The 20845-nt window shown below is 72.1% G+C and carries 22 protein-coding genes; 9 read left to right on the forward strand and 13 right to left on the reverse strand.

Features of this window, described 5'->3' with window-relative positions:
- Position 1: 1 nt before the first annotated feature.
- From ehuD to ehuB, 3 genes are read right to left on the reverse strand one after another with little or no spacing between them, the layout of a single operon-like run.
- The gene (gene ehuD / locus CFP66_RS13180; RefSeq protein ID WP_369805034.1) at positions 2 to 655 is read right to left on the reverse strand and encodes an ectoine/hydroxyectoine ABC transporter permease subunit EhuD; all 654 of its coding nucleotides are present in this window, start codon (positions 653 to 655) and stop codon (positions 2 to 4) included.
- Positions 655 to 1356 (reverse strand): amino acid ABC transporter permease, encoded by a 702-nt coding sequence (locus CFP66_RS13185; protein ID WP_094923467.1) that lies wholly within the window; start codon positions 1354 to 1356, stop codon positions 655 to 657. The genes ehuD and CFP66_RS13185 overlap by 1 nt, the downstream gene beginning before the upstream one ends.
- Before the next feature lie 7 nt (positions 1357 to 1363).
- Positions 1364 to 2272 (reverse strand): ectoine/hydroxyectoine ABC transporter substrate-binding protein EhuB, encoded by a 909-nt coding sequence (gene ehuB, locus CFP66_RS13190; protein ID WP_094923469.1) that lies wholly within the window; start codon positions 2270 to 2272, stop codon positions 1364 to 1366.
- A gap of 258 nt (positions 2273 to 2530) precedes the next feature.
- Here ehuB and CFP66_RS13195 point away from each other — a divergent pair, with 258 nt between their 5' ends.
- Positions 2531 to 3448, forward strand: coding sequence for a hypothetical protein (locus tag CFP66_RS13195; protein WP_094923471.1), 918 nt, complete (start codon positions 2531 to 2533; stop codon positions 3446 to 3448).
- Between the two features lie 47 nt (positions 3449 to 3495).
- On the opposite strand, the gene CFP66_RS13200 is transcribed toward CFP66_RS13195, so the two are convergent.
- Positions 3496 to 4173, reverse strand: a complete 678-nt coding sequence (locus CFP66_RS13200) for a GNAT family N-acetyltransferase (RefSeq protein WP_198961421.1) — start codon at positions 4171 to 4173, stop codon at positions 3496 to 3498.
- Between the two features lie 13 nt (positions 4174 to 4186).
- Positions 4187 to 6211 (reverse strand): protein meaA, encoded by a 2025-nt coding sequence (locus CFP66_RS13205; protein WP_094923473.1) that lies wholly within the window; start codon positions 6209 to 6211, stop codon positions 4187 to 4189.
- Between the two features lie 144 nt (positions 6212 to 6355).
- Between CFP66_RS13205 and CFP66_RS13210 the strand changes: the two genes are divergently transcribed.
- Entirely contained in the window at positions 6356 to 6679 is a 324-nt protein-coding gene (locus CFP66_RS13210; RefSeq protein ID WP_094923475.1) for a hypothetical protein, read from the forward strand.
- Between the two features lie 40 nt (positions 6680 to 6719).
- On the opposite strand, the gene CFP66_RS13215 is transcribed toward CFP66_RS13210, so the two are convergent.
- Entirely contained in the window at positions 6720 to 7538 is an 819-nt protein-coding gene (locus CFP66_RS13215; protein ID WP_094923477.1) for a DUF1206 domain-containing protein, read from the reverse strand.
- A gap of 234 nt (positions 7539 to 7772) precedes the next feature.
- Positions 7773 to 8498 (reverse strand): DedA family protein, encoded by a 726-nt coding sequence (locus CFP66_RS13220; protein ID WP_158228088.1) that lies wholly within the window; start codon positions 8496 to 8498, stop codon positions 7773 to 7775.
- Positions 8499 to 8682: 184 nt separating this feature from the next.
- Here CFP66_RS13220 and CFP66_RS13225 point away from each other — a divergent pair, with 184 nt between their 5' ends.
- From CFP66_RS13225 to CFP66_RS13235, 3 genes are read left to right on the forward strand one after another with little or no spacing between them, the layout of a single operon-like run.
- Positions 8683 to 10230 (forward strand): sugar ABC transporter ATP-binding protein, encoded by a 1548-nt coding sequence (locus CFP66_RS13225; protein ID WP_369805036.1) that lies wholly within the window; start codon positions 8683 to 8685, stop codon positions 10228 to 10230.
- Positions 10227 to 11234, forward strand: coding sequence for an ABC transporter permease (locus CFP66_RS13230; RefSeq protein WP_094923481.1), 1008 nt, complete (start codon positions 10227 to 10229; stop codon positions 11232 to 11234). Before CFP66_RS13225 ends, CFP66_RS13230 begins: the two co-directional genes overlap by 4 nt.
- 32 nt (positions 11235 to 11266) lie before the next feature.
- A complete protein-coding gene (locus tag CFP66_RS13235) occupies positions 11267 to 12265 on the forward strand; it encodes a substrate-binding domain-containing protein (protein WP_094923483.1) in 999 nt (332 codons plus the stop codon).
- Between the two features lie 143 nt (positions 12266 to 12408).
- Here CFP66_RS13235 and CFP66_RS13240 read toward each other — a convergent pair whose 3' ends face one another.
- The 3 genes from CFP66_RS13240 to CFP66_RS13250 are packed head-to-tail and all read right to left on the reverse strand — an operon-like array spanning position 12409 to position 15008.
- On the reverse strand, positions 12409 to 13047 hold the full coding sequence (locus CFP66_RS13240; RefSeq protein ID WP_094923485.1) for an SDR family oxidoreductase: 639 nt from the start codon (positions 13045 to 13047) through the stop codon (positions 12409 to 12411).
- Positions 13048 to 13098: 51 nt separating this feature from the next.
- Positions 13099 to 14367: a UDP-N-acetylglucosamine 1-carboxyvinyltransferase gene (gene murA / locus CFP66_RS13245; protein ID WP_094923487.1), complete on the reverse strand. Its 1269-nt coding sequence runs from the start codon at positions 14365 to 14367 to the stop codon at positions 13099 to 13101.
- A 29-nt stretch (positions 14368 to 14396) separates the two neighbouring features.
- On the reverse strand, positions 14397 to 15008 hold the full coding sequence (locus CFP66_RS13250) for a TetR/AcrR family transcriptional regulator (RefSeq protein WP_094923489.1): 612 nt from the start codon (positions 15006 to 15008) through the stop codon (positions 14397 to 14399).
- Between the two features lie 73 nt (positions 15009 to 15081).
- Here CFP66_RS13250 and CFP66_RS13255 point away from each other — a divergent pair, with 73 nt between their 5' ends.
- The 4 genes from CFP66_RS13255 (at position 15082) to CFP66_RS13270 (ending at position 18200) form a co-directional block, all read left to right on the forward strand.
- Positions 15082 to 15837 (forward strand): SDR family NAD(P)-dependent oxidoreductase, encoded by a 756-nt coding sequence (locus tag CFP66_RS13255; protein WP_233159387.1) that lies wholly within the window; start codon positions 15082 to 15084, stop codon positions 15835 to 15837.
- A gap of 204 nt (positions 15838 to 16041) precedes the next feature.
- Positions 16042 to 16506 (forward strand): MarR family winged helix-turn-helix transcriptional regulator, encoded by a 465-nt coding sequence (locus CFP66_RS13260; RefSeq protein ID WP_198961422.1) that lies wholly within the window; start codon positions 16042 to 16044, stop codon positions 16504 to 16506.
- Positions 16507 to 16528: 22 nt separating this feature from the next.
- Positions 16529 to 17377, forward strand: coding sequence for a haloalkane dehalogenase (locus CFP66_RS13265; RefSeq protein ID WP_094923496.1), 849 nt, complete (start codon positions 16529 to 16531; stop codon positions 17375 to 17377).
- A 235-nt stretch (positions 17378 to 17612) separates the two neighbouring features.
- On the forward strand, positions 17613 to 18200 hold the full coding sequence (locus CFP66_RS13270) for a cob(I)yrinic acid a,c-diamide adenosyltransferase (protein WP_094923498.1): 588 nt from the start codon (positions 17613 to 17615) through the stop codon (positions 18198 to 18200).
- A 316-nt stretch (positions 18201 to 18516) separates the two neighbouring features.
- Here CFP66_RS13270 and CFP66_RS13275 read toward each other — a convergent pair whose 3' ends face one another.
- Genes CFP66_RS13275 through atpD form a run of 3 tightly spaced genes read right to left on the reverse strand, consistent with a single transcriptional unit; the run spans position 18517 to position 20845 of the window.
- Complete coding sequence (locus tag CFP66_RS13275; protein WP_094923500.1) at positions 18517 to 18978, reverse strand: DUF2550 domain-containing protein; 462 nt, start codon at positions 18976 to 18978, stop codon at positions 18517 to 18519.
- A 7-nt stretch (positions 18979 to 18985) separates the two neighbouring features.
- Complete coding sequence (locus tag CFP66_RS13280; protein ID WP_198961438.1) at positions 18986 to 19360, reverse strand: F0F1 ATP synthase subunit epsilon; 375 nt, start codon at positions 19358 to 19360, stop codon at positions 18986 to 18988.
- Between the two features lie 42 nt (positions 19361 to 19402).
- On the reverse strand, positions 19403 to 20845 hold the full coding sequence (atpD, locus tag CFP66_RS13285) for a F0F1 ATP synthase subunit beta (protein ID WP_094923503.1): 1443 nt from the start codon (positions 20843 to 20845) through the stop codon (positions 19403 to 19405).

Consider the following 20845-nt stretch of genomic DNA (forward strand, 5'->3'; position numbering starts at 1 on the left):
GTTAGATTGCACCGACACGACGCTCCAATCTGCGCATCAGCAGCGACGCGGGATAGCTCAACAAGAGGAAGAACAGCCCCGCGATCGTGTAGGGCTCGACATAGCGGAAGAAGGTGTTCCCCACCTCTTCGGCCCGCCCGACGACATCGAGGATGCCGATGGCGGTGAGCAGCGGCACCTCCTTGAACATCGAGATCACGTAGTTGCCCAGTGCCGGAATCACCCGGGGTACCGCCTGCGGGAGTACCACGCCGGTCCAGACCCGGGATCGGGGAAGGCTCAGCGCCGTGGCCGCCTCCCACTGCCCGCGGGGAACCGCATCGATGCCGGCGCGGTAGACCTCCGACGTGTAGCAGGCGTAGTGGATACCGAGAGCGATCACACCGACCGTGAGGGCGCTCAGCACGACACCGAACTGGGGCAGCACGAAGAACAGGAAGAAGATCTGCACCAGCAGCGGTGTACTGCGCACGAACTCGACGATCGCTCGTACGACGATCCGGACCGGTGCCGGGCCGCGTTGCAGCACCGCGAACAGCAGGCCGAGAAGCATCGCGATGATCGAGCCGAGCAGCGTCGCGAGCAACGTGAGCCCGAGGCCCTCGACCAGCGCCGGCAGGATCGAGATCGCGTAGTTCCAGTCCCAGACGTCCATCAGTGCGTCCCCGCGAGCGCCCGGGCCGCACCGTGGCGCGTGCCCCGTCCGAGCTTGGCGGCTGCCAGCCGCTCGAGCGTCCGCATCACCGCGGTGATGATCAACGAGAGGACCAGGTAGCACGCCAGGAGCAGTGCCATGATCTGCAGCACCTGCGGGTTGAAGTTCGGGACGAGCACCTCGGTGGCCTGCCGCGTGATCTCGGGGATGAACACGAACGAGAGCAGGGACGTGCTCTTGAGCAGCTGGATGAAGAGGTTGTTGAACGGTGGGATCATCTCGACCACGGCTTGCGGGAGGATCACCCGCAACATCCGCTGAGCGGGCGACAGGCTGAGCGCCAGCGCGCCCTCGTACTGCGCCCGCGGCACGGACTGCACGGCGCCGCGCACGATCTCGGCGCCGTACGCCCCGTGGTTGAGCCCCAGCACCGCCACGCCGCCCCAGAGCGGGATGAACTCGAAGCCGACCAGCACCGGCAGCGCGAAGAAGATCCAGAACAGCTGCACGACCTCGGAGGTGCCGCGCAGGCCTTCCACGTAGATCCGGCTGATCACCCGCACCCAGCGTTGCGGCGACAGGAGCGCGAGCCCGGCCACGAACGAGAGCACGATCGTCAGCACGATCCCGCCGACCGTGGCGATCAGGGTGTAGGGCACACCCTGACCGATGACCGACAGCCAGGTGCCGAAGTTCTCCACGGCCGGATCAGGCCGAGCAGAGCTGCTCGGTGGTCAGCCCGTCGGCAGGCAAGTTGTCCTCGGAGAACCCGAACGGGCTCGCCGCGGTGAGCCAGCGCCCGTCGTCGTGGGCCTTCTGCAGCTCGGCGTCGAACGCCTCACGGAGGTCGTTGTCGGCCTGCCGGAACACGAACCCGCCCGCGGAGACGACGGGCTGCCCGTTCTCGGTGGGGGTGATGCCTTCGGTGACCTCGACCCCGGCGTCGGGGTTCTTGCCGGCGAGCCACTTGAGCGAGATGTCGGTCAGGGCAGCGGCGTAGGCGCGACCGGACGTGACCGCCTGCAGCAAGGCGTTCTGGTCGTCGTAGACGCTGATGCTCCCGGCGGGCACGCCCGCGGCCTCGGCGTAGCCCTGTTCCACGGCGGCGCTGAGCACGGCGAGCGGCAGGCCCTTGGCCGCGACGTCCTCGAAAGTGGCCACCTGCTCCGGGTTGCCGGCCGGCACGAGGAACGCGGTCAGCGCGGTGTAGTCGGGGATCGAGAACGCCGCCTGCCCGCAGCGCTCGGCGGTGATGTTCATTCCCGCGCACACCATGTCGTAGCGGTTGGCGTTCAGCGCGGGGATGAGCGAGCCGAAGTCGACCTGCTCGGCCTGCACCTCGGCGATGCCCATCGCCTCCAGCACGATCCGCGCGACCTCGGGGGCCTCACCCGTGACGTTGCCGCCGACATCCGTGAAGCCGTACGGCTCTTCACCCGCGATGCCGATTCGGATGGTGCCGGCGCTGCGGGCGTTCTCGAGCACACCGCCGGCGCCCGCTCCCCCACCACCGCCGGTGCTCTGGCACGCGGCGAGGAACGTGGAACCGCCGATCGCCACCGCTCCAGCCGTTGCGGTGCGGCGCAGGAAGTCACGCCTGCTCCAGTGCTGCGTCATGGCATCTCCTTCCGGTCGTCCGGCGACCCCCCTCCGGTCACCGACGTCGAAGTCCGAACGTAGGGGAACTCGTTCGCCTCGCCGTCACCTGAGCGCCGCATACATGCACTCGTTACGGGACCGCAACGAGGTGCACGTTTCCCCCGGACTTTCACCCGATCGGATGCCATGAGCGCTCGAACGGGCGGGTACATAACGCGGCACTTCTCCGGGGCGCCCGACCGAGCCGTTCGGCCCGGGATGCGACAGGATCGGAGCATGCTGCGCATCGCCGGGCTCCCGGTCTGGGTCGGCCCGTCCGAGGTCATCGCCGGGGCGCGTGCCGTGGTCGGGTGGAGCGACGAGGCCGTGCAGGTCGTCGCCTCGCTGCCCCAGCGCGTCGCCGGGCTCCTCGACGAGGCGGACGGGCTGGTCGGGCGGATCACCGCCGTCGCGGACCGCGCGGACACGATCGTCGCGCGGACCGACGGGATCATGCGCTCGGTCGACGAACTGCTGGGCGCGGTGCAGACCGCGGTCGGCCGGGTCGACGAGGTGCTCCGCGACGCCGACGGCATGGTTCGCACCGTCGACGCGCTGCTGGCCGACGTCCGCACCGTCGCCGACGGCGCGAGCACGCTGGTCAGCCGCGCGGGCGGCGTGGCCGACGAGGCGGCGGGGCTGGTCGGCCGGGCCGGCACGGTCGCCGACGACGCCGCCGGGCTCGTCGCGCGGGCGGGTGGCGTCGCCGACGGCGCCGCCGGGCTCGTGGGGCGCGCCGACGGCGTGGCGGAAGGGGCCGCAGTGCTGGTCACGAAGGCCGCAACGGTGGCCGACCGTGCCGGGTCGGTGGTCGACCAGGCCTCCGGAGCCGCGGACGGCGCCTCCGAGCTGCTGGCCACCTACCAGCCGATCGCCGAGCGGGCCGCGCCGCTGGCCCGCAGGTTCGTGGAGGAGTTCTCCGAGGAGGAGGTGCGCGCCGCGATCCGGCTGGTGGATCAGCTGCCGCAGCTCACCGAGCACATGGAGACCGACATCATGCCGATCCTGGCCACCCTCGACCGCGTCGGCCCGGACGTCCACGAGCTGCTCGAGCAGCTCAAGGAGGTGCGCCAGGCCATCCAGGGCATCCCCGGTCTCGGCTTCTTCCGCAGGCGGGGCGAGCGGAACGACGCGGAGGAGAACGCCGCCCAGTGACCCCCACCCCGCGCCGTGGAGCCATCCTGCTGTTTTTCGGCCTGGAATCAGCAGTGAGGCTCCAAGGTGCGGTGGAGGCGCGCCCGCACCTGCGGCCAGTCCTCGGCCAGGATCGAGAACATGACGGTATCGCGCACAGTCCCGTCGGCCCGGCGCTGGTAGCGGCGCAGCGTGCCCTCGTGCCGGGCGCCGAGGCGGGCGATCGCGCGCTGCGAGCGCACGTTGCGGACGTCGGTCTTGAGCTGGACCCGTCCGGCGCCCAGCACGTCGAAGGCCTGGGCGAGGAGCGCCAGCTTCGTGTCGGGGTTCACCGCGGTGCCCCAGACCGCCGGCGCGTAGGCGGTGCTCCCGATCTCCAGGCGCGCGTCGGGGACCGAGACGTCGAGGTAGCTCGACGTCCCGACGACGGTTCCGGCGGGAAGGCCGGCATGCGGCGCGCGCAGCCGCACCAGCCACGGGAGGGTCCCGGCCGCGCGCTGGGCCTCCAGCCTCGACGCGTACGCCTGCGCGGTGTCCGGGCGACCCTTCACGTGCTGCCACACCCGCTCGTCGTCCAGCGCCGCGAAGAGCGCCTCGGCGTCACGGGCCGGGTCGACGGGCGTGACCTCGACGACGCGGCCGGTCACCACCACGCCGGGCTGCGGTGGCCAGCCGAGAGGCGGCCACGGCGCGTCTCCCGGGCGGGCGTCGGCCACGGGGACGAAACTGTCATCGATCTCCGGCACACCCCGGAGTGTGTCAGCGCGCGGCGGACGCCTGCTCGCCGTTCGCGGCCAGCACCAGCGTCACGATCTCGTCCATCATGCCCGTGAGCTGGTAGTCCTTCGGCGTGAACACCGCGGCCACCCCGCGCTCCCTTAGCGCGGCGGCGTCCTCGGGCGGGATGATGCCGCCGACCACCACGGGCACGTCGTCGGCGCCCGCGGCGCGCAGCCCGTCGACGACGGCGGGCACGACCTCCAGGTGCGAGCCGGAGAGCACCGACAGGCCCACCACGTGCACGTCCTCCTGCACCGCGGCCGCCACGATCTGCGCCGGCGTGAGGCGGATCCCCTGGTAGACGACCTCGAACCCGACGTCGCGGGCCCGCACGGCCACCTGCTCGGCGCCGTTGGAGTGCCCGTCGAGGCCCGGCTTGCCCACGAGCATCCGCAACCGCGACCCGAGCTGCTCCCCCGCGGCCCGGACCCGCTCGCGCACCTCGGCGATCTCGCCGGCCGCCTCGCCGCCCGTCACCGCGGCCGAGACCCCGGTGGGGGCGCGGAACTCGCCGAACACCTCACGCAGCACACCGGACCACTCCCCCGTGGTGACACCCGCCTTGGCGCAGGCGATCGAGGCGTCCATCAGGTTGGCGTCGGGCGCAGTCGAATGTCTCAGTGCCGCGTCGCGCAGGGTGCCGAGCGCCGACTCGACGACGGCGGCGTCGCGGCCCGCCCGCCAGGCGCGGATCGCCTCGATCGCGGCCGCCTCGGTGGCCGGGTCGACGGTCTCGATCGCGCCCGCACCCTCGGCCTGCAGCGGGCTCGGCTCGGTGCTGTCGAAGCGGTTGACCCCGACGACCACCTCCTCGCCGGACTCGATCCGCCTGCGCCGCTCGGCCAGCGAGCTGACCAGCTGCCCCTTCATGTAGCCGGACTCGACGGCGGCGACGGCACCGCCCATCTCCTGCACCCGCTCGACCTCCGCGCGGGCCTGTTCCACGAGCTCGGCGACCTTGGCCTCGACGACGTGGCTGCCCGCGAAGAGGTCCTCGTACTCGAGCAGGTCGGTCTCGTAGGCGAGCACCTGCTGCATGCGCAGCGCCCACTGCTGGTCCCAGGGGCGGGGCAGGCCGAGCGCCTCGTTCCAGGCCGGCAGCTGGATCGCCCGGGCGCGCGCGTCGCGCGACAGCGTCACCGCGAGCATCTCGAGCACGATGCGCTGCACGTTGTTCTCCGGCTGGGCCTCGGTGAGCCCGAGGGAGTTGACCTGCACGCCGTAGCGCAGGCGCCGCTGCTTGGGGTTCTGCACGCCGTAGCGCTCCAGCGTGATCTCGTCCCACAGCCGGGCGAAGGCCCGCATCTTGCACATCTCCTCGACGAAACGCAGGCCCGCGTTGACGAAGAACGACATGCGCGCGACGACGTCGCCGAACCGATCCTGCGGCACCTGCCCCGAGTCGCGCACGGCGTCCAGGACCGCGACGGCCGTGGAGAGCGCGTAGGCCAGCTCCTGCGGCGGCGTGGCACCCGCCTCCTGCAGGTGGTAGCTGCAGATGTTGATCGGGTTCCACTTCGGGATGTGCGACACCGACCACGCGATCATGTCCGAGATCAGCCGCATGCTCGGCGCGGGCGGGTACACGTACGTCCCGCGCGACAGGTACTCCTTGACGATGTCGTTCTGGGTGGTGCCGGCGAGCGTCGCGCGCGGCGCCTCGTGCTCGTCGGCCACCGCGACGTAGAGCGCGAGCAGCCACATGGCCGGCGCGTTGATCGTCATCGAGGTGTTGGCCTCGGCCATCGGGATGCCGTCGAAGAGCGTGCGCATGTCGCCGATGTGGCTGACCGGCACACCGACCTTGCCGACCTCGCCCTTCGCGAGCTCGTCGTCGGGGTCGTAGCCGGTCTGCGTGGGCAGGTCGAAGGCGACGGACAAGCCGGTCTGGCCCTTGGCCAGGTTGCGCCGGTAGAGCGCGTTGGACTTCTCGGCGGACGAGTGACCCGCGTACGTGCGGATGACCCACGGGCGGTCGCGCTCGCGGTCGGTCGGGTACGGCACCGGGCACCTCCGCGTCGAGGATGGGACGAGCCGTGATGCTACTGGCAGGTAGCCCCCGCGACCCGGTGCGAGGAGCGGCGTCACACCTGCGGATCGATCCAGGTCGGCGCGCAGCACCGCCCGATCCGGCGCACAATCGACGGCGTGACCGCCGCACCGCTCACCGCGCTCATCGGCGGCGTCCTGATGATGGCGTTGCTCCTGATCGCGCTGCGCTGGACGTTCGGCACGGGCCGCGACCAGCCCGCTCCGCACCTCCCCGATCCGGACGACCCCACTGGCGACGGCCTGCTCGTCGAGGTGTCCCGGGTGCCGACGGAGGCCGCGGCCCAGGTGCTGCGCTCCCGCCTCGCCGACGCCGGCATCCGCGCCACGGTCGGCCGGTCCGGCAGCGGGTACCGCCTGCTCGTGTTCCGCGCCGACCGCGCCGGCGCCCTGGTGGTCGTCAGCGGCAACGCCCTCGACTGACCATGGTCGAAGACCTGGCCGAGGCCCGGGACCGGCCCGATCAGACGCGGTGGTAGCGCGCGTCGAAGAGGCAGAACACCCCGTAGGCCAGCAACCCGAGCGCGACGGCGGCGAGCAGGTACGGCCCGAACGGCTGCCCGGCGAGCGTCCGCAGCGCCATGTCCATGCCCGACGCCTCCTCGGGCCGCAACCGCACGGCCGCGACGACGACGAGAACGCCGATCAGGCCGAGCGCGACACCCTTCGCCGCGAACCCGACCTGCCCGCTGCGGAGCGCGACCGCCCGCGCGTGGCGGTCGGAGGGCAAGGTCATGTCTCGCCGGAAGCGCTGCTGCATCCCCGTGACCACCGTCACCACGCCGGCAACCAGGATCCCGAGCCCGACCGCACCGACGAGCACCTGCCCGCCGGGCATCGCGAGCACGCCTGCGGTGGCACCCTGCTGCCCGCCGCTCCCGCCGCTGCCGACCGCCGTACCGGCCGCCAGCACCGTCAGGACGGCGAACACCACGGCCTTGCCCCCGCTGACAGCCCGCTTGCGCACCACGGTGGTGCGGTCGGACTCGTAGGAGAACCCCCAGAACACCTGCTCCAGGCGCCAGAGCGCGACGGCGGCGAACCCGGCGACCAGCACCCAGAGCAGCACGCGCCCGAGCGGCTGCTGCCCGATGGCCTGGAACGCCCCGTTCTGGTCGGCCTGCTCGCCGCTGCCGCCGAACGCGATCTGCAGTGCGATCCACGCGACCAGCAGGTGCGTCAGCCCGTAGGCGGCGATCCCGATCCGTGCTCCGGTCTTCACGAAGCGGCTGCGCGCAGCGTTCTTCGCGGATCGGTGGGCGGTGCGTACAGCCTCGTTCATGCGATCTCGTTCATGCGATCTCGTTCATGCGATCTCGTTCATGCGGTGCCGTTCATGCGGTGCCTTCCTCGGAGCCCTCGTGCGGTAGCTGCACCGTCGCACGCAACGGCCGTCCTCCGCATGCCCTGCTGCTCCTTCTGGCCCAATGCAGCGAGGTGGCCGTGCTCCCCCCATGAGCACGACCACCTCGCCCGGTGGGGCCGAGCGCCGCCCCCCGCGGCCGCCCGGCTCTCGTCAGCGCTCCCCCTGCGCCCCCGGCGACCCGCCCCCCGGCAGGTCGCCTCCCCCCGTACCCACCGTGATCGGAACAGCCGCCACGCCGTCGTCGACCGGCTCCCCAGCCGCTCGACGACGGCGCTTGCGGACCGCGCGCACCCCCAGCGCCGCAGCCACGGCCACGACCACCACGCACGTCACGACCGGGCCGAGCAGGTGCGCGGAGTGCCGGATCGCCAGCGACGCCGCACTCCCCAGGCCGACGTACACCAGCCCCCAGGTGATGGCCCCCAGCGCCGTGTAGCGCGCGTACCGCCCCAACGGCATGCGCAGCGTTCCGGCGAGGACCGGCACCAGCGAGTGCGCCACGGCCATGAACCGTGACCCGACGACCGCGCGGCCCGTACCGCCCCGCAGCACGGCCTCGGCCCGCACCCAGTTCGACTCCCCGACCTTGCGTCCCGCCCAGCTCGCCCGGATCCGCCCCCCGAACTTCCGGCCGAGCAGGTACCCCCCGGTCTGCCCGATGAGGCTCGACCCCGCGGCGACGGCGGCCAGCGCCGCGTACTCCCCCGCACTCCCCACCGTGGTCGCCGCCGCGAGCAGCACGACCTCGCCCGGCGTCACGAGACCGATCAGCACGGTGGTCTCGAGCACGAGCAGCAGGCCGACCACCGCATAGAGCTGCCAGGCCGGGACCGCGTCGATCATCGCGAAGAACGCGTCGAGCCATTCCGTGATCACGTGCTCCACCCTGGCCCCTCGACGGGCCCCGGCCCATCCGGGCAACCCCTGAACCGGGGGTGGGGATGTCCCCCCTCTCCGCTCCGGGATTCGGGGTTGCACGGGCGGTGTGACCTTCCCTACGTTCAGCGTCTCTGGAATCGATTTCTCGGCGCCGGACCACCCGGCTCGAACGGAGGTGCCCGTGCCCGACAGCTCCGGCGCCCTCGTCACCATGACCGGCATCACCAAGCGGTTCGCCGGCGTGCTCGCGTGCACGGACGTGGACCTCACGGTCCGGCCGGGCGAGGTCCGCGCGCTGCTCGGCGAGAACGGCGCCGGCAAGTCGACCCTCATGAACGTGCTCGCCGGCGTCATCACCGACCACGAGGGCACGATCACCGTGGCGGGCCGGCCCCACCGGTTCCGCGGTCCGGCCGACGCGCAGGCAGCCGGCATCGCGATGATCCACCAGGAGCTGGACCTGGTGCCCGAGCTGTCGGTGGCCGAGAACATCTTCCTCGGGCGCGAGCCCCGCACCAGGCTGCGCACGGTCGACGTCCGGCGGATGGCCGCCGCAGCCGCGGCGCAGCTCGTCGAGCTCGGGGTCGAGCTGGACCCGAACCGCGCGGTCGGGTCCCTCCGGGTGGGCGAGCAGCAGCTCGTGGAGATCGCGAAGGCGCTGTCGACCGAGACCCGGGTCCTGATCATGGACGAGCCGACGGCCGCGCTGGCCGACGCCGAGGTGCGGCTGCTGTTCGCCACCATCTCCCGGCTGCGCGAGCGGGGTGTCGCGATCCTCTACATCTCGCACCGGATGGAGGAGATCGAGGAGATCGCCGACGGCGCCACCGTCATGCGCAACGGGCAGGTGGCCGGCACGGTCGACCCGCGCAGCACCTCCCGGCAGGAGGTGATCGAGCTGATGGTGGGGCGGGCGGAGGACGAGCAGTTCGGCACCGACGGCGACGCCACGGCCGGCCCGGTGCTGCTGGAGGTCCGGGACCTGGCCGTGCAGGCCAAGGGCCGGCAATCCGGTCGCACCGATCCGGCGGGCATCGACCTCACCGTGCGAGCGGGCGAGATCGTCGGGCTCGCCGGGCTGATGGGCGCGGGCCGCACCGAGCTGCTGGAGACCCTCTACGGCGCCGCGCCGCCCGGCCGGCGCACCGGTTCGGTGCAGCTGGACGGGCGTGACTACGCGCCGTCCGGGCCGCGCGCGGCGCTCGCCCGCGGCGTCGGCTTCGTGTCGGAGGACCGGCGCCGCTCGGGCCTGCAGCTGCAGCACCCGGTGGGGCACAACATCGTGCTCACCGCGTTGCGGTCGCTGTGCACGGCGGGCGTGGTGCGGCCCGGCCGCGAGCGGCGGGCCGTCCACGAGCAGGTCGCCGCGCTGGGCATCAAGGCCGCCTCGCCCGCGGTGCCCGTGGGCACCCTCTCCGGGGGCAACCAGCAGAAGGTGGTCTTCGCGCGGCAGCTGCTCGCCCGTCCGCGGCTGCTGCTGCTCGACGAGCCCACGCGCGGCATCGACGTCGGGGCGAAGGCCGAGCTGTACCGGCTGCTGCGCACCCTCGCCGACGACGGCCTCGGCATCCTGTTCGCCTCGTCCGAGCTGCCCGAGCTGCTCGGCGTCTGCGACCGGATCGTCGTGCTGCGCGGCGGGAAGGTCGTCGCCGACATGCCGCGGCACCGCGCGAGCCAAGGGGCCGTCCTGGCGGCCGCGATGGGGTCGACCCCGAAGGGGCAGGCATGAGCGAGCCCGCCGGCACGAAGCGCTGGCAACTGAACACGGACACGCTGTTCCGCTTCCAGAGCCTGTTCGGCCTGGTCGTCGTGTTCACCGTGGCCGTGCTGGCCTCCCCGGTCCGCAACGGGGAGATCATCTTCCTGTCCGTGAGCAACCTGGGCAACGTCGTGCGGGCCGTCTCGGAGATCGGCATCATCGCCATCGGGATGACGTTCGTGATCCTGATCGGCGGCATCGACCTGTCGGTCGGCGCGGTACTGGGCCTCTCCGCGGTCGGCACCGCGATCCTGATGGTCGACAACGGCTGGGGCGTGCTGCCCACCGTGGTGGTCGTGCTGCTCATCGGCGCCGCGTTCGGGGCGCTGCAGGGCGTCGCGACCGCGGTCGTCGGCATCCAGGCGTTCATCGTGACGCTCGCCGGGCTCCAGGTGGCCCGCGGTCTCGCACGCATCTGGTCCGGCGGCGTCGGCGTCCCGATCGCGTACGGCGACGGGCCGCAGCAGGCACCACCGTCGTTCGAGATCCTGCGCGGCTCCATCAACGGTGTGCTGCCGGTCCCCGCGGTGATCTTCCTCGTGATCGGCGCGGTCGCCGTGGTCGTGCTGCGGACCACCGCCTTCGCCCGGCACGTGTACGCGATCGGCGGCAACGAGCGGGCGGCGCGGCTGGCCGGGGTGCCGGTGACACGGGTGAAGGTCGCGGTCTTCGTGATCGCCGGCCTGCTGACGGCCGTGGCCGGGATCATCCACGCCGGTCAGCTGAGCCAAGGCAGCCCCAACGACGGCCTCGGCTACGAGCTCAACGCCATCGCCGCGGTGGTGATCGGCGGCACCAGCCTGGCGGGCGGCATCGGCACGATGAGCGGCACGCTGGCCGGCGCGCTGCTGCTGGGCATCCTCACCAACATCCTCGGCCTCAACAACATCGACGCGAACATCCAGCTGCTGGTCACCGGCCTGGTGATCGTGGCGGCAGCCGCTCTGCAGAAACTCCGCCGCAGCGTCACCTGACGCCTGCCGGGAACCCGAGGGGGAGCAGGATCATGCACCGATTCAGCCGGCCGGCGCTGCTGGCCGTCACCGCGCTCGCGCTGGCCGCGTGCAGCGTCGAGCAGCCGGAGAGCGCACCGCCCGGGGACGCGGCGGGCGCCGAGTGCGGCGGGCCCGGCGAGTACCTGATCGGCATGTCGCAGGCGAACAACGCCGAGCCGTACCGGGAGGTGATGAACACCGACGTCGAGACCGCGGCCACGGCCGTCGAGGGCTTCGAGGTGAACGTCGCCGACGCCGCCCAGGACAACAGCAAGCAGGTCGCCGACGTCGAGAACTTCATCACCCAGCAGGTCGACCTGCTGATCATCTCGCCGAACGAGGCCGCTCCGCTGACCGCGGCGGTCGCCAAGGCCTACGACGCCGGCATCCCGGTGATCGTGCTGGACCGCAAGGTCGAGGGCGACAGGTACACGGCCTTCATCGGCGCCGACAACACCGAGATCGGCCGCCAGGTGGGCCGGTACTACGCCGAGACGCTGCTGCCCCAGGGCGGCAAGGTGCTGGAGATCGCCGGCCTTCCCGGGTCGACGCCGGCGGCCGAGCGCGGGGCCGGGTTCCGCGAGGGCATCGCGTCCAACCCCGCCATCGAGATCGTGGCCAGCCAGTCCGGCGAGTGGCTGCGGGAGAAGGGCCAGTCCGTCGCGGACGCGCTGCTCAAGGCGCACCCCGACGCGACCGCGGTGTACTCGCACAACGACCCGATGGCCGAAGGCGCCTACCTCGCCGCGGACGCCGCCGGCCGGGCGGGCGACCTGATCTTCACGGGGATCGACGCGCTGCCGATCCCGTCGGGCGGCATCAAGGCGGTGGAGCAGGGCCGGTTGAAGGCCACCTACGTCTACCCGACCGGCGGCCGGGAGGCGATCGAGCTGGCGCGCCAGATCCTCGTCGACTGCGCGGAGGTCCCGAAGACCACCACGCTGGAGACCCAGCAGGTGACGGCCGAGAACGCCGCCGCCGTGTACACGGAGCTGGGCGGACAGGGCTGAGCCGCACACCAGGACCGTCAGGACAGCACTGGTGTGCGGCTCGGCGCATTTCCCGCTTCGTGATCGTTCCGGTTCGCATCCCGGGGTCGTCCGCATCGCGCTGCTGCGCTTCTCGCAGCGACCATGCTCCGTGAGACGGCCGCTCACCCGTGCCGGACCTCGCGTTCCCAGCTCCCGCGGGGCTGGGAGTGCAGCCGCCAGTAGTGCTCGGCGATGTCGTCGGGGTCGTACGCCGTTCCGGGTGCGACCGGCCCTCCGACCGTCACGGACGCGACGTGCACGCCCGCCGGGCCGTAGGTCGCGTCCAGGAGGTCGACGGCGGTGCGCACGGCCGCCTTGCCGAGCGACAGGCTCACGTAGCCGGGCACGGGCTCGGGCATCCCGCCCGTCACCAAGAAGGTGCCGCGGCCGCGCGCGGCCATGCCGGGGGCGACCTGCGCGGCGGTACTCAGCACGCTGACCACGTTGACCGCCAGGGTGTCCAGGAGCTGCCCGGCCGACAACTCGCCCACGGTGTCCGGGCGGATCACCGCGGTGTTGTGCACCACCACGTCCGGCGGTCCGAGCTCGGCCGACGCGTGGTCGAGCGCGGCGCGCAGGCCCTCCTCGTCCGCGACGTCGGCGGTCAGGGTCAGCGTCCGCCCCGGCAGCGATCGCGCCACGTCCTCCACCGTGGCCGCCGTGCGCGCGATCAGCGCCACGGCCGCTCCCTCCGCCGCGAACCTCGCCGCCACCGCGCGCCCGATCCCGGGACCCGCCCCGACCACCACCACCGTGTCCACGCCAGGACCGTAAGGCCTGACACCAGTGGCAAGGTCAAGGAACCGGGGGCACTAGCGGTCGGGCTCGCTGCGCACCCGGGCGACGTCGGCACCGAGGGACCGCAGGTTCTCGACGAACCGCGGGTAACCGCGATCGATGTGCTCGATGTCCCAGACCTCGGTCTGCCCCTCGGCGCACAGCCCGGCCAGCACGAGGCCCGCACCCGCACGGATGTCGCTCGCCCACACCGGCGCGCTGGAGAGCCGCTCGACCCCGCGCACGACCGCGTGGTGGCCGTCCGTGCGGGCGTCGGCGCCCAGGCGCACCATCTCGTCGACGAACCGGAACCGCGCCTCGAACACGTTCTCGGTGATCATCGACGTACCGTCGGCCACCGCCGAGAGCGCGATGGCCATCGGCTGCAGGTCGGTGGCGAACCCGGGGTAGGGCAGGGTCACGAAGTCGACGGCGCGCGGCCGCCCGTCCATCCGGACGGTGAACTCGTCGGTGCCCATCGTCGTCTCGGCGCCTGCGCTGCGCAGCTTGTCCAGGACCAGGTCGATGTGGTGCGGGTCGACCCCGCGCACGGTGACCTCACCGCGCGACATCGTCGCGGCGAACGCCCATGTGGCGCCGACGATCCGGTCGCCGATCACGCGGTGCTCGGTGGGCTGCAGACCGGTCACGCCGTGGACGGTGAGGGTGGAGCTGCCGACGCCGTCGACCTTCGCGCCCATCTGCTGCAGCATCGTGCACAGATCGACGATCTCCGGCTCGCGTGCAGCGTTGTCGATCACCGTGGTGCCCTCGGCGAGCACGGCGGCCATGAGGATGTTCTCGGTGGCGCCCACGCTGGGGAAGTCGAGCCAGATCTGCGCGCCCCGCAGCTCGTCGGCCTGCGCGACGACCCGGCCGTGCTCGATCTCGGTGGTCGCCCCGAGCTTGCGCAGACCGGCCTGGTGCATGTCGAGCGGGCGCGAGCCGATCGCGTCACCACCGGGGAGCGGCACGACCGCGCGACGGCACCGCGCCAGCAGCGGCCCGAGGACGCAGACCGATGCGCGCAGCCGCGACACCGACCGGTAGTCCGCCTGCGCGCCCGGCTGCGCCGGGACGTCGATGCTGACGGTGCCGTGGTCGACCTCCACCGCGCAGCCGAGGCTGCGCAGCACGTCGGCCATGAGGGGTACGTCCAGGATCTCGGGGCAGTTCGTGATGGTGGTCGTGCCCTCTGCCAACAGCGCCGCCGCCATCAGTTTCAGCACGCTGTTCTTCGCCCCGACCACGTCGACGGCGCCGACGAGCCGGGCGCCCCCGTTGACCGCGAAGTGCTCTGCCACGCGCAGACGCTATCCCGCCCGCCATGCAGCTACGCGACGGGAGGCGCCAGCACGCCCCAGGCCGCCACGAGGCAGTCCACCACGGCGTCCAGCTCCGCACGCGTGGCTCCGTCGCGCGCCTGCAGCGACATCCCGTACTGCACCGACATGACGTAGGCGGCCAACGCACCGGTGTCCGCGCCGGACGGCACGTCGCCGTCCGCCTGGCCGCGCGCGAGCCGCTCCCGGACGGCAGCCGTGGCGCCGGCCCGCTGCTCGGCGAGGAAGTCACGGATGCCGGCGGTGCTCGGCGTGTACGTCGTGGCCCCCAGCACGATCATGCATCCGGTCGGGCGGCCCGGCTCGGTGTAGGAGCGGACGTTCGCCCGCAGCATGGCCTCGACACCCTCGCGGGCCGTCGGTGCCTCGCGCAGCGCGCGCAGCGCCGGCTCACCTTCCACGTCCTCGTAGACGGCGACGGCCTCGCGGAACAGCTCCTCCTTGCACCCGAAGGCCGCGTACAGGCTGGGCGGACGGATGCCCATCGCCGCCGTCAGGTCGCCGATGGAGGTGCCCTCGTAGCCGTGCTCCCAGAAGGTCTCCATGGCGCGCTTCAGCGCCTCATCGCGGTCGAACCCGCGAGGGCGTCCTCGCTCCGCCATGAGCCCTCCTTTCTGTAGCGCTCCCTCAAGATACTCCTTGACAGCTCGTCGCCGCAGTGGTCAGACTTCAATAGTGATCACTACAGAAACAGATGCCCTCACCGACCGCGTGGCCCTGGTGACCGGAGGCAGCAGGGGGATCGGTGCCGCCGTCGCGCTCCGCCTGGCCCGGGAGGGCGCCGACGTGGCGCTCACCTACCGCGCAGATGCCGACAGCGCCGCGCGCGTCGTGAAGGAGATCGAGGAACTCGGCCGCCGCGGCCTCGCGTTGCAGGCCGACAGCAGCGACGCCGACGCCGTCCGCGCCGCCGTCGACACCACCGCACGGGAGCTGGGCCGGCTCGACATCCTCGTCAACAACGCCGGTGTCTTCCCGTTCGGCCCGTTCGAGGAGGTGGGCCTCGACGAGCTCGACCGCACCTTGTCGATCCACGTGCGCGCCGCCTTCGTCGCCGCCCAAGCGGCGTCCCCGCACCTCGGCGCGGGCGGGCGGATCATCAGCATCGGCAGCAACCTCGCCGAGCGGGTGCCGTTCCCCGGTATCGCGCTCTACGCCACGACCAAGTCCGCCCTGCTCGGGTACACCCGAGCGCTCGCCCGCGAGCTGGGGCCACGCGGCATCACCGTCAACGTGGTGCAGCCGGGCTCCACGGACACCGACATGAACCCGGCCGACTCCGGGAACGCCGAGCACCAGCGTTCGCTCACGGCCCTGGGCCGCTACCAGACCCCCGACGAGCTGGCCGCCACCGTCGCCCACCTGGCGGGCCCCGGCGGCCGCACCATCACCGGCGCCTCCCTGGTGGTGGACGCGGGCACCAACGCCTGAGCGCGACACGAGCGCACGGCGGGCGCGACTCGCGGCACTCCGCGAGTCGCGCCACCATCCCCGCGGTGTCGCGCTCCGGATGCACGCGTATCGCGGGCTTGACGCAGGAGTCGCGCCGAGCACCTCCCGCGCAGGCCGATCGCCGATCCGGCGGCGACCGCCAATTTAGTAGCCATGTACATAATTGCCATGTACGGTTTTCTCATGGGATCAGGACCTCCGGGCGCCGCCGCGGGCGCCACCGTCTGGCGGCTCGCGACGAAGTGGCGCTCCGCGGTCGACCGCGCACTGGCGCCGCTGGGACTCACACACGCCCAGTACGTCCTGCTGGCCGCCCTGCACGGCCTGGAACGAGCGGGACGGCAGCCGACCCAGCGCGAGCTGGCCGACGAGACCGGCCTGGAGGCGCTGTACGTCTCCAAACTGGCGCGCACGCTCGAGGCGAACGGCCTCATCACCCGTCGGCGCGACGCGCACGACACCCGGGCCGTCCGGCTCATCCTCACCGACCACGGGCGGGCGAGCGCACCGCCGGCCATGCGGACCGTCCAGGAGCTGCTCGAACGCCTCCTCGCACCGATCGGCGGCCGGGACGGCGCACGCGCGACCGCGCTCGTCCGCGAGCTCGGTGTGCTGCTCGACGCCCCGCTCGATCCCCCGTCCTCGTAACAGCTCCAGAAGGGTGCCCCCGATGCCGGTGATCCCCGTCCTCGACTCCACCATCCACCACACGGAGACCGGCAGCGGGGCGACGTTCGTCTTCCTGCACGGCAACCCCGCCTCGTCCCACATGTGGCGCGGCGTCCTGCCCCACGTCGGGCCGGGGCGGCTGCTCGCGCCCGACCTGATCGGGATGGGTCGGTCCGGCAAACCCGACATCCCGTACCTGTTCGCCGACCACACCCGCTACCTCGACGCCTGGTTCGATGCCCTCGAACTCCACGACGTGGTGCTGGTCGGCCACGACTGGGGCGGGGCGCTCGCCTGCGACTGGGCCTCCCGGCACCCCGAGCGGGTTCGTGGGCTGGCCCTGTTCGAAGCGATCATCAAGCCGATCGACCTGGACACACTGACGCCGCAGGCGCGGGCCCGCGCCGACATGGTCCGCACCCGCGGGGAGGAGCTGCTGGAGTCCGACCAGCTCATCCGGATGGCCTACACCGGCGGGGTGCGCACGCCGGTCACCGACGAGACCCTGGCCGACTATCTCGCTCCGTTCCCGACCCCGCGGACCCGTCGACCCGTGCTGGCCTGGGCTCAGCAGATCCCGCTCGGCGGCGAGCCGGCCGAGATCGTCGCCCGCGTCGAGGTCTACGACGCGTGGCTCGCCAAGAGCACCGACGTGCCGAAGCTCCTGCTGACGTTCGACGGCTCGCCGACCCTGATGATCGACCCCGACCTGGCGGCGTGGTGCGCGGAGAACATCGCCGGTCTGGACATCGTGGCCTGCGGCGAGGCCGGACACCACGCCGCGGAGGATCGGCCGCGGGAGATCGCGGCCGCCGTGGCCACGTGGGCCGACGAGAACGGCCTGCGCTGAGATCGCGACACCGACGCCCGGAGAGCGGGTCGGGTGCACGCGTGTCGCGATCCGCGCCGGCCATGCAGGCGGCGGGGGGCATCGCCTGGTGCGGGCGCCCCGGTGGTCTCGACCCGCCTCTCCGACGGCGCCGCGGAGCACCCCGACGTGCGGATCATCCGATGGCCCTCGTGGGTGTGGTCGCCACCGTCGTGCGGCGCAAGCGGCACGCGGCAACCGACATAGGCTGACACCCATGGCCGTGCACCTGACCAGGATCTACACCAAGACCGGCGACGACGGCACCACCGCGCTCGGCGACTTCAGCCGCGTCCGCAAGACCGACGTCCGCATCACGGCGTACGCCGACACGGACGAGTGCAACGCCGCGCTCGGCGTCGCCGTCACGGTCGGCGGCCTGGCACCGGAGGTCGTCGAACCCCTCCGGCAGGTGCAGAACGACCTCTTCGACGTCGGCGCGGACCTCTGCGCGCCGATCGTCGAGGATCCGCAGTACCCGCCGCTGCGGGTCACCGAGGAGTACGTCACCCGGCTCGAGGGCTGGTGCGACGCGTTCAACGAAGGCCTGCCCAAGCTGGACTCGTTCATCCTGCCCGGTGGCACGCCCGGCGCCGCGTACCTGCACGTGGCCCGCACCGTCTCGCGCCGGGCCGAACGCTCGGCCTGGGCGCTGCTGGACGAGGACCCCGAGCGCACCAACCCGCTCACGGCGAAGTACCTCAACCGCCTGTCCGACCTGCTGTTCATCCTGGGCCGCGTGGCCAACCCCGACGGCGACGTCCTCTGGCACCCCGGCGGCCCTCACACCCCTGACGCCCCCTGAACCCGCGAGTCGCGCCCCTCCCCCCGCAAGTCGCGACCCCACCCCCGCGAATCGCAGCCCCACCCCCCGCGAATCGCGGCCCCACCCCCGCGAGTCGCGACCCCACCCCCGCGAATCGCGGCCTTACTCCCGCGAGTCGCGGCCACACGCAGGCAACTCGCGTTGTCGGTGCGCGGATGCCGCGGCGCAGAAGTATCAGGCGCGCTCACGTAGCGCTGAGGCACCAGCTGTGACCCCGAGACGCGCGCGGCAGACCCCGAAACGCGGGGGTTCAGGGCGCGACTCACGGGATTGAGAGCGCGACTCGCGGGGTGGGTCAGGAGGCCTGGCGGTAGCCGGTGCGGCCCGGCGGTGTGGCTTCGACCCAGGACAGGAAGCCGGTCAGGACGCCGGGGGCCATGGCGAGCTCCAGCTCCACGCCCCGGAGGCGGCAGTGCAGCACCGAGGCACCGCTCGGGATGACGTAGGCCTCGGGGTTGGACGGCGTGCGCCGGTCGACGATCTCGAGCTCCGTGCGATCGACCACGACCGTGGGGCCCGGGCGCAGGGACGTCAGCCGGAACCAGGCGAGCTCGTCGCCCCGGTAGCGCCCCACACCGAAGTGCCAGCCGGCGGTGCCGTCGCCGGCACGGAGCCGGAAACGAGCTGCGGGGCGGCGGCGCAGACAGACGTCCACGCCACCGCCCCGCATGAGTCGTACTCTCCGAAAGGCGAGGTATCCCAGACAGAAGCAGGCAAGCAACAGCACGATGCTGATGATCAGCGCCGTTGCTTCCATCCGCGGCCTAGTCCGCGACGCCCGCGGCTCTGAGCCGCGCGTTCGCCCGCGCCGCGGCAGCGACGCCTTCGGGGTCGGAGGTGTCGGCACGGTCCCGCGATCCACGGGCCCTCGAGACGTCGATCTCGTCGGCCAGCTCGGCGTACTCGGCCAGCACCGTGACGGTCTCCGGCGTGATCGAGAGGAACCCGCCGTGCACCGCCAGCGTGGTGGAGGTGCCATCGGTGCCGTCCACGCGGACGACGCCCGAGTCCTCCAGCTGCGCGAGCGTGGCCTCGTGGCCGGGCAGGACCCCGATCTCACCCACGGTGGTGCGGGCGAGCACGAAGTTGGCCGATCCCGACCAGATCCGCCGCTCGACCGCGACCAGCTCCACGGTCATCTCAGCCAATGACCCACTCCTTCGTCGTGCGTGGGCACCCGATCAGCCCTCGAGCTTCTTGCGGTTCTTGTCGAGGTCCTCGAGGCCACCGCAGAGGAAGAAGGCCTGCTCGGGGACGTCGTCGAACTCGCCCTTGGCGATCTTGTCGAACGACTCGATGGTCTCCTTCAGCGGGACCGTCGAGCCCTCCTGACCGGTGAACTGCTGGGCGACCAGCAGGTTCTGCGAGAGGAACCGCTCGATGCGCCGCGCACGGCCCACCAGCTGGCGATCCTCCTCGGAGAGCTCGTCGATGCCGAGGATGGCGATGATGTCCTGCAGGTCGTTGTACTTCTGCAGGATCCGCTTGACCTCGTTGGCCACCCGGAAGTGCTCGTCACCGACGTACTGCGGGTCCAGGATCCGCGACGTCGACGTCAGCGGGTCCACCGCCGGGTAGATCCCCTTCTGGGAGATCGGGCGGGAGAGCTCCGTGGTGGCGTCGAGGTGCGCGAACGTGGTGGCGGGCGCCGGGTCGGTGTAGTCGTCCGCCGGCACGTAGATCGCCTGCATCGAGGTGATCGAACGGCCGCGGGTGGAGGTGATCCGCTCCTGCAGCTCGCCCATCTCGTCGGCCAGGGTCGGCTGGTAGCCCACCGCGGACGGCATGCGGCCGAGCAGCGTGGAGACCTCGGACCCGGCCTGCGTGAACCGGAAGATGTTGTCGATGAAGAGCAGAACGTCCTGGTTCAGCTCGTCACGGAAGTACTCCGCCATCGTCAGGGCCGACAGGGCCACCCGCATACGCGTGCCGGGCGGCTCGTCCATCTGCCCGAACACCAGCGCGGTGTCGTTGATGACGCCGGACTCGGTCATCTCCGTGATGAGGTCGTTGCCCTCACGGGTGCGCTCGCCGACACCGGCGAACACCGACGTGCCGCCGAAGTTCTTGGCGACACGGGTGATCATCTCCTGGATGAGCACCGTCTTGCCGACACCGGCACCACCGAACAGGCCGATCTTGCCGCCCTGCACGTACGGGGTGAGGAGGTCGATGACCTTGATGCCGGTCTCCAGCATCTCGGTGCGACCCTCGAGCTGGTCGAAGTTCGGCGCCGACCGGTGGATGCCCCACAGCTCGCCGGTGATCTCCAGGTCGGGCTTGTCCAGGCACTCGCCGAGCGCGTTGAACACGTGGCCCTTGACCTGCTCGCCCACCGGCACCGAGATCGGGCGGCCGAGGTCGGTGACGTTCTGGCCGCGGATCAGGCCGTCGGTCGGCTGCATCGAGATGGTGCGCACCAGGTGGTCGCCCAGGTGCTGGGCCACCTCGAGGGTGAGCTTCTTGGCGAGGTCCCCGAACTCGACGTCGACCGTGAGGGCGCTGTAGAGCTCCGGCACGGAGCCGCGGGGGAACTCGACGTCGACGACCGGGCCGGTGACGCGGACGACCCGGCCTGCGGTGTTCTGGGTCGACTGTGGCTGGGTCTCTGCGGTGGCGGTCAT

Origin of the sequence: Pseudonocardia sp. MH-G8 (genome assembly GCF_002262885.1) — a bacterium.
Taxonomy (GTDB): Bacteria; Actinomycetota; Actinomycetes; order Mycobacteriales; family Pseudonocardiaceae; genus Pseudonocardia.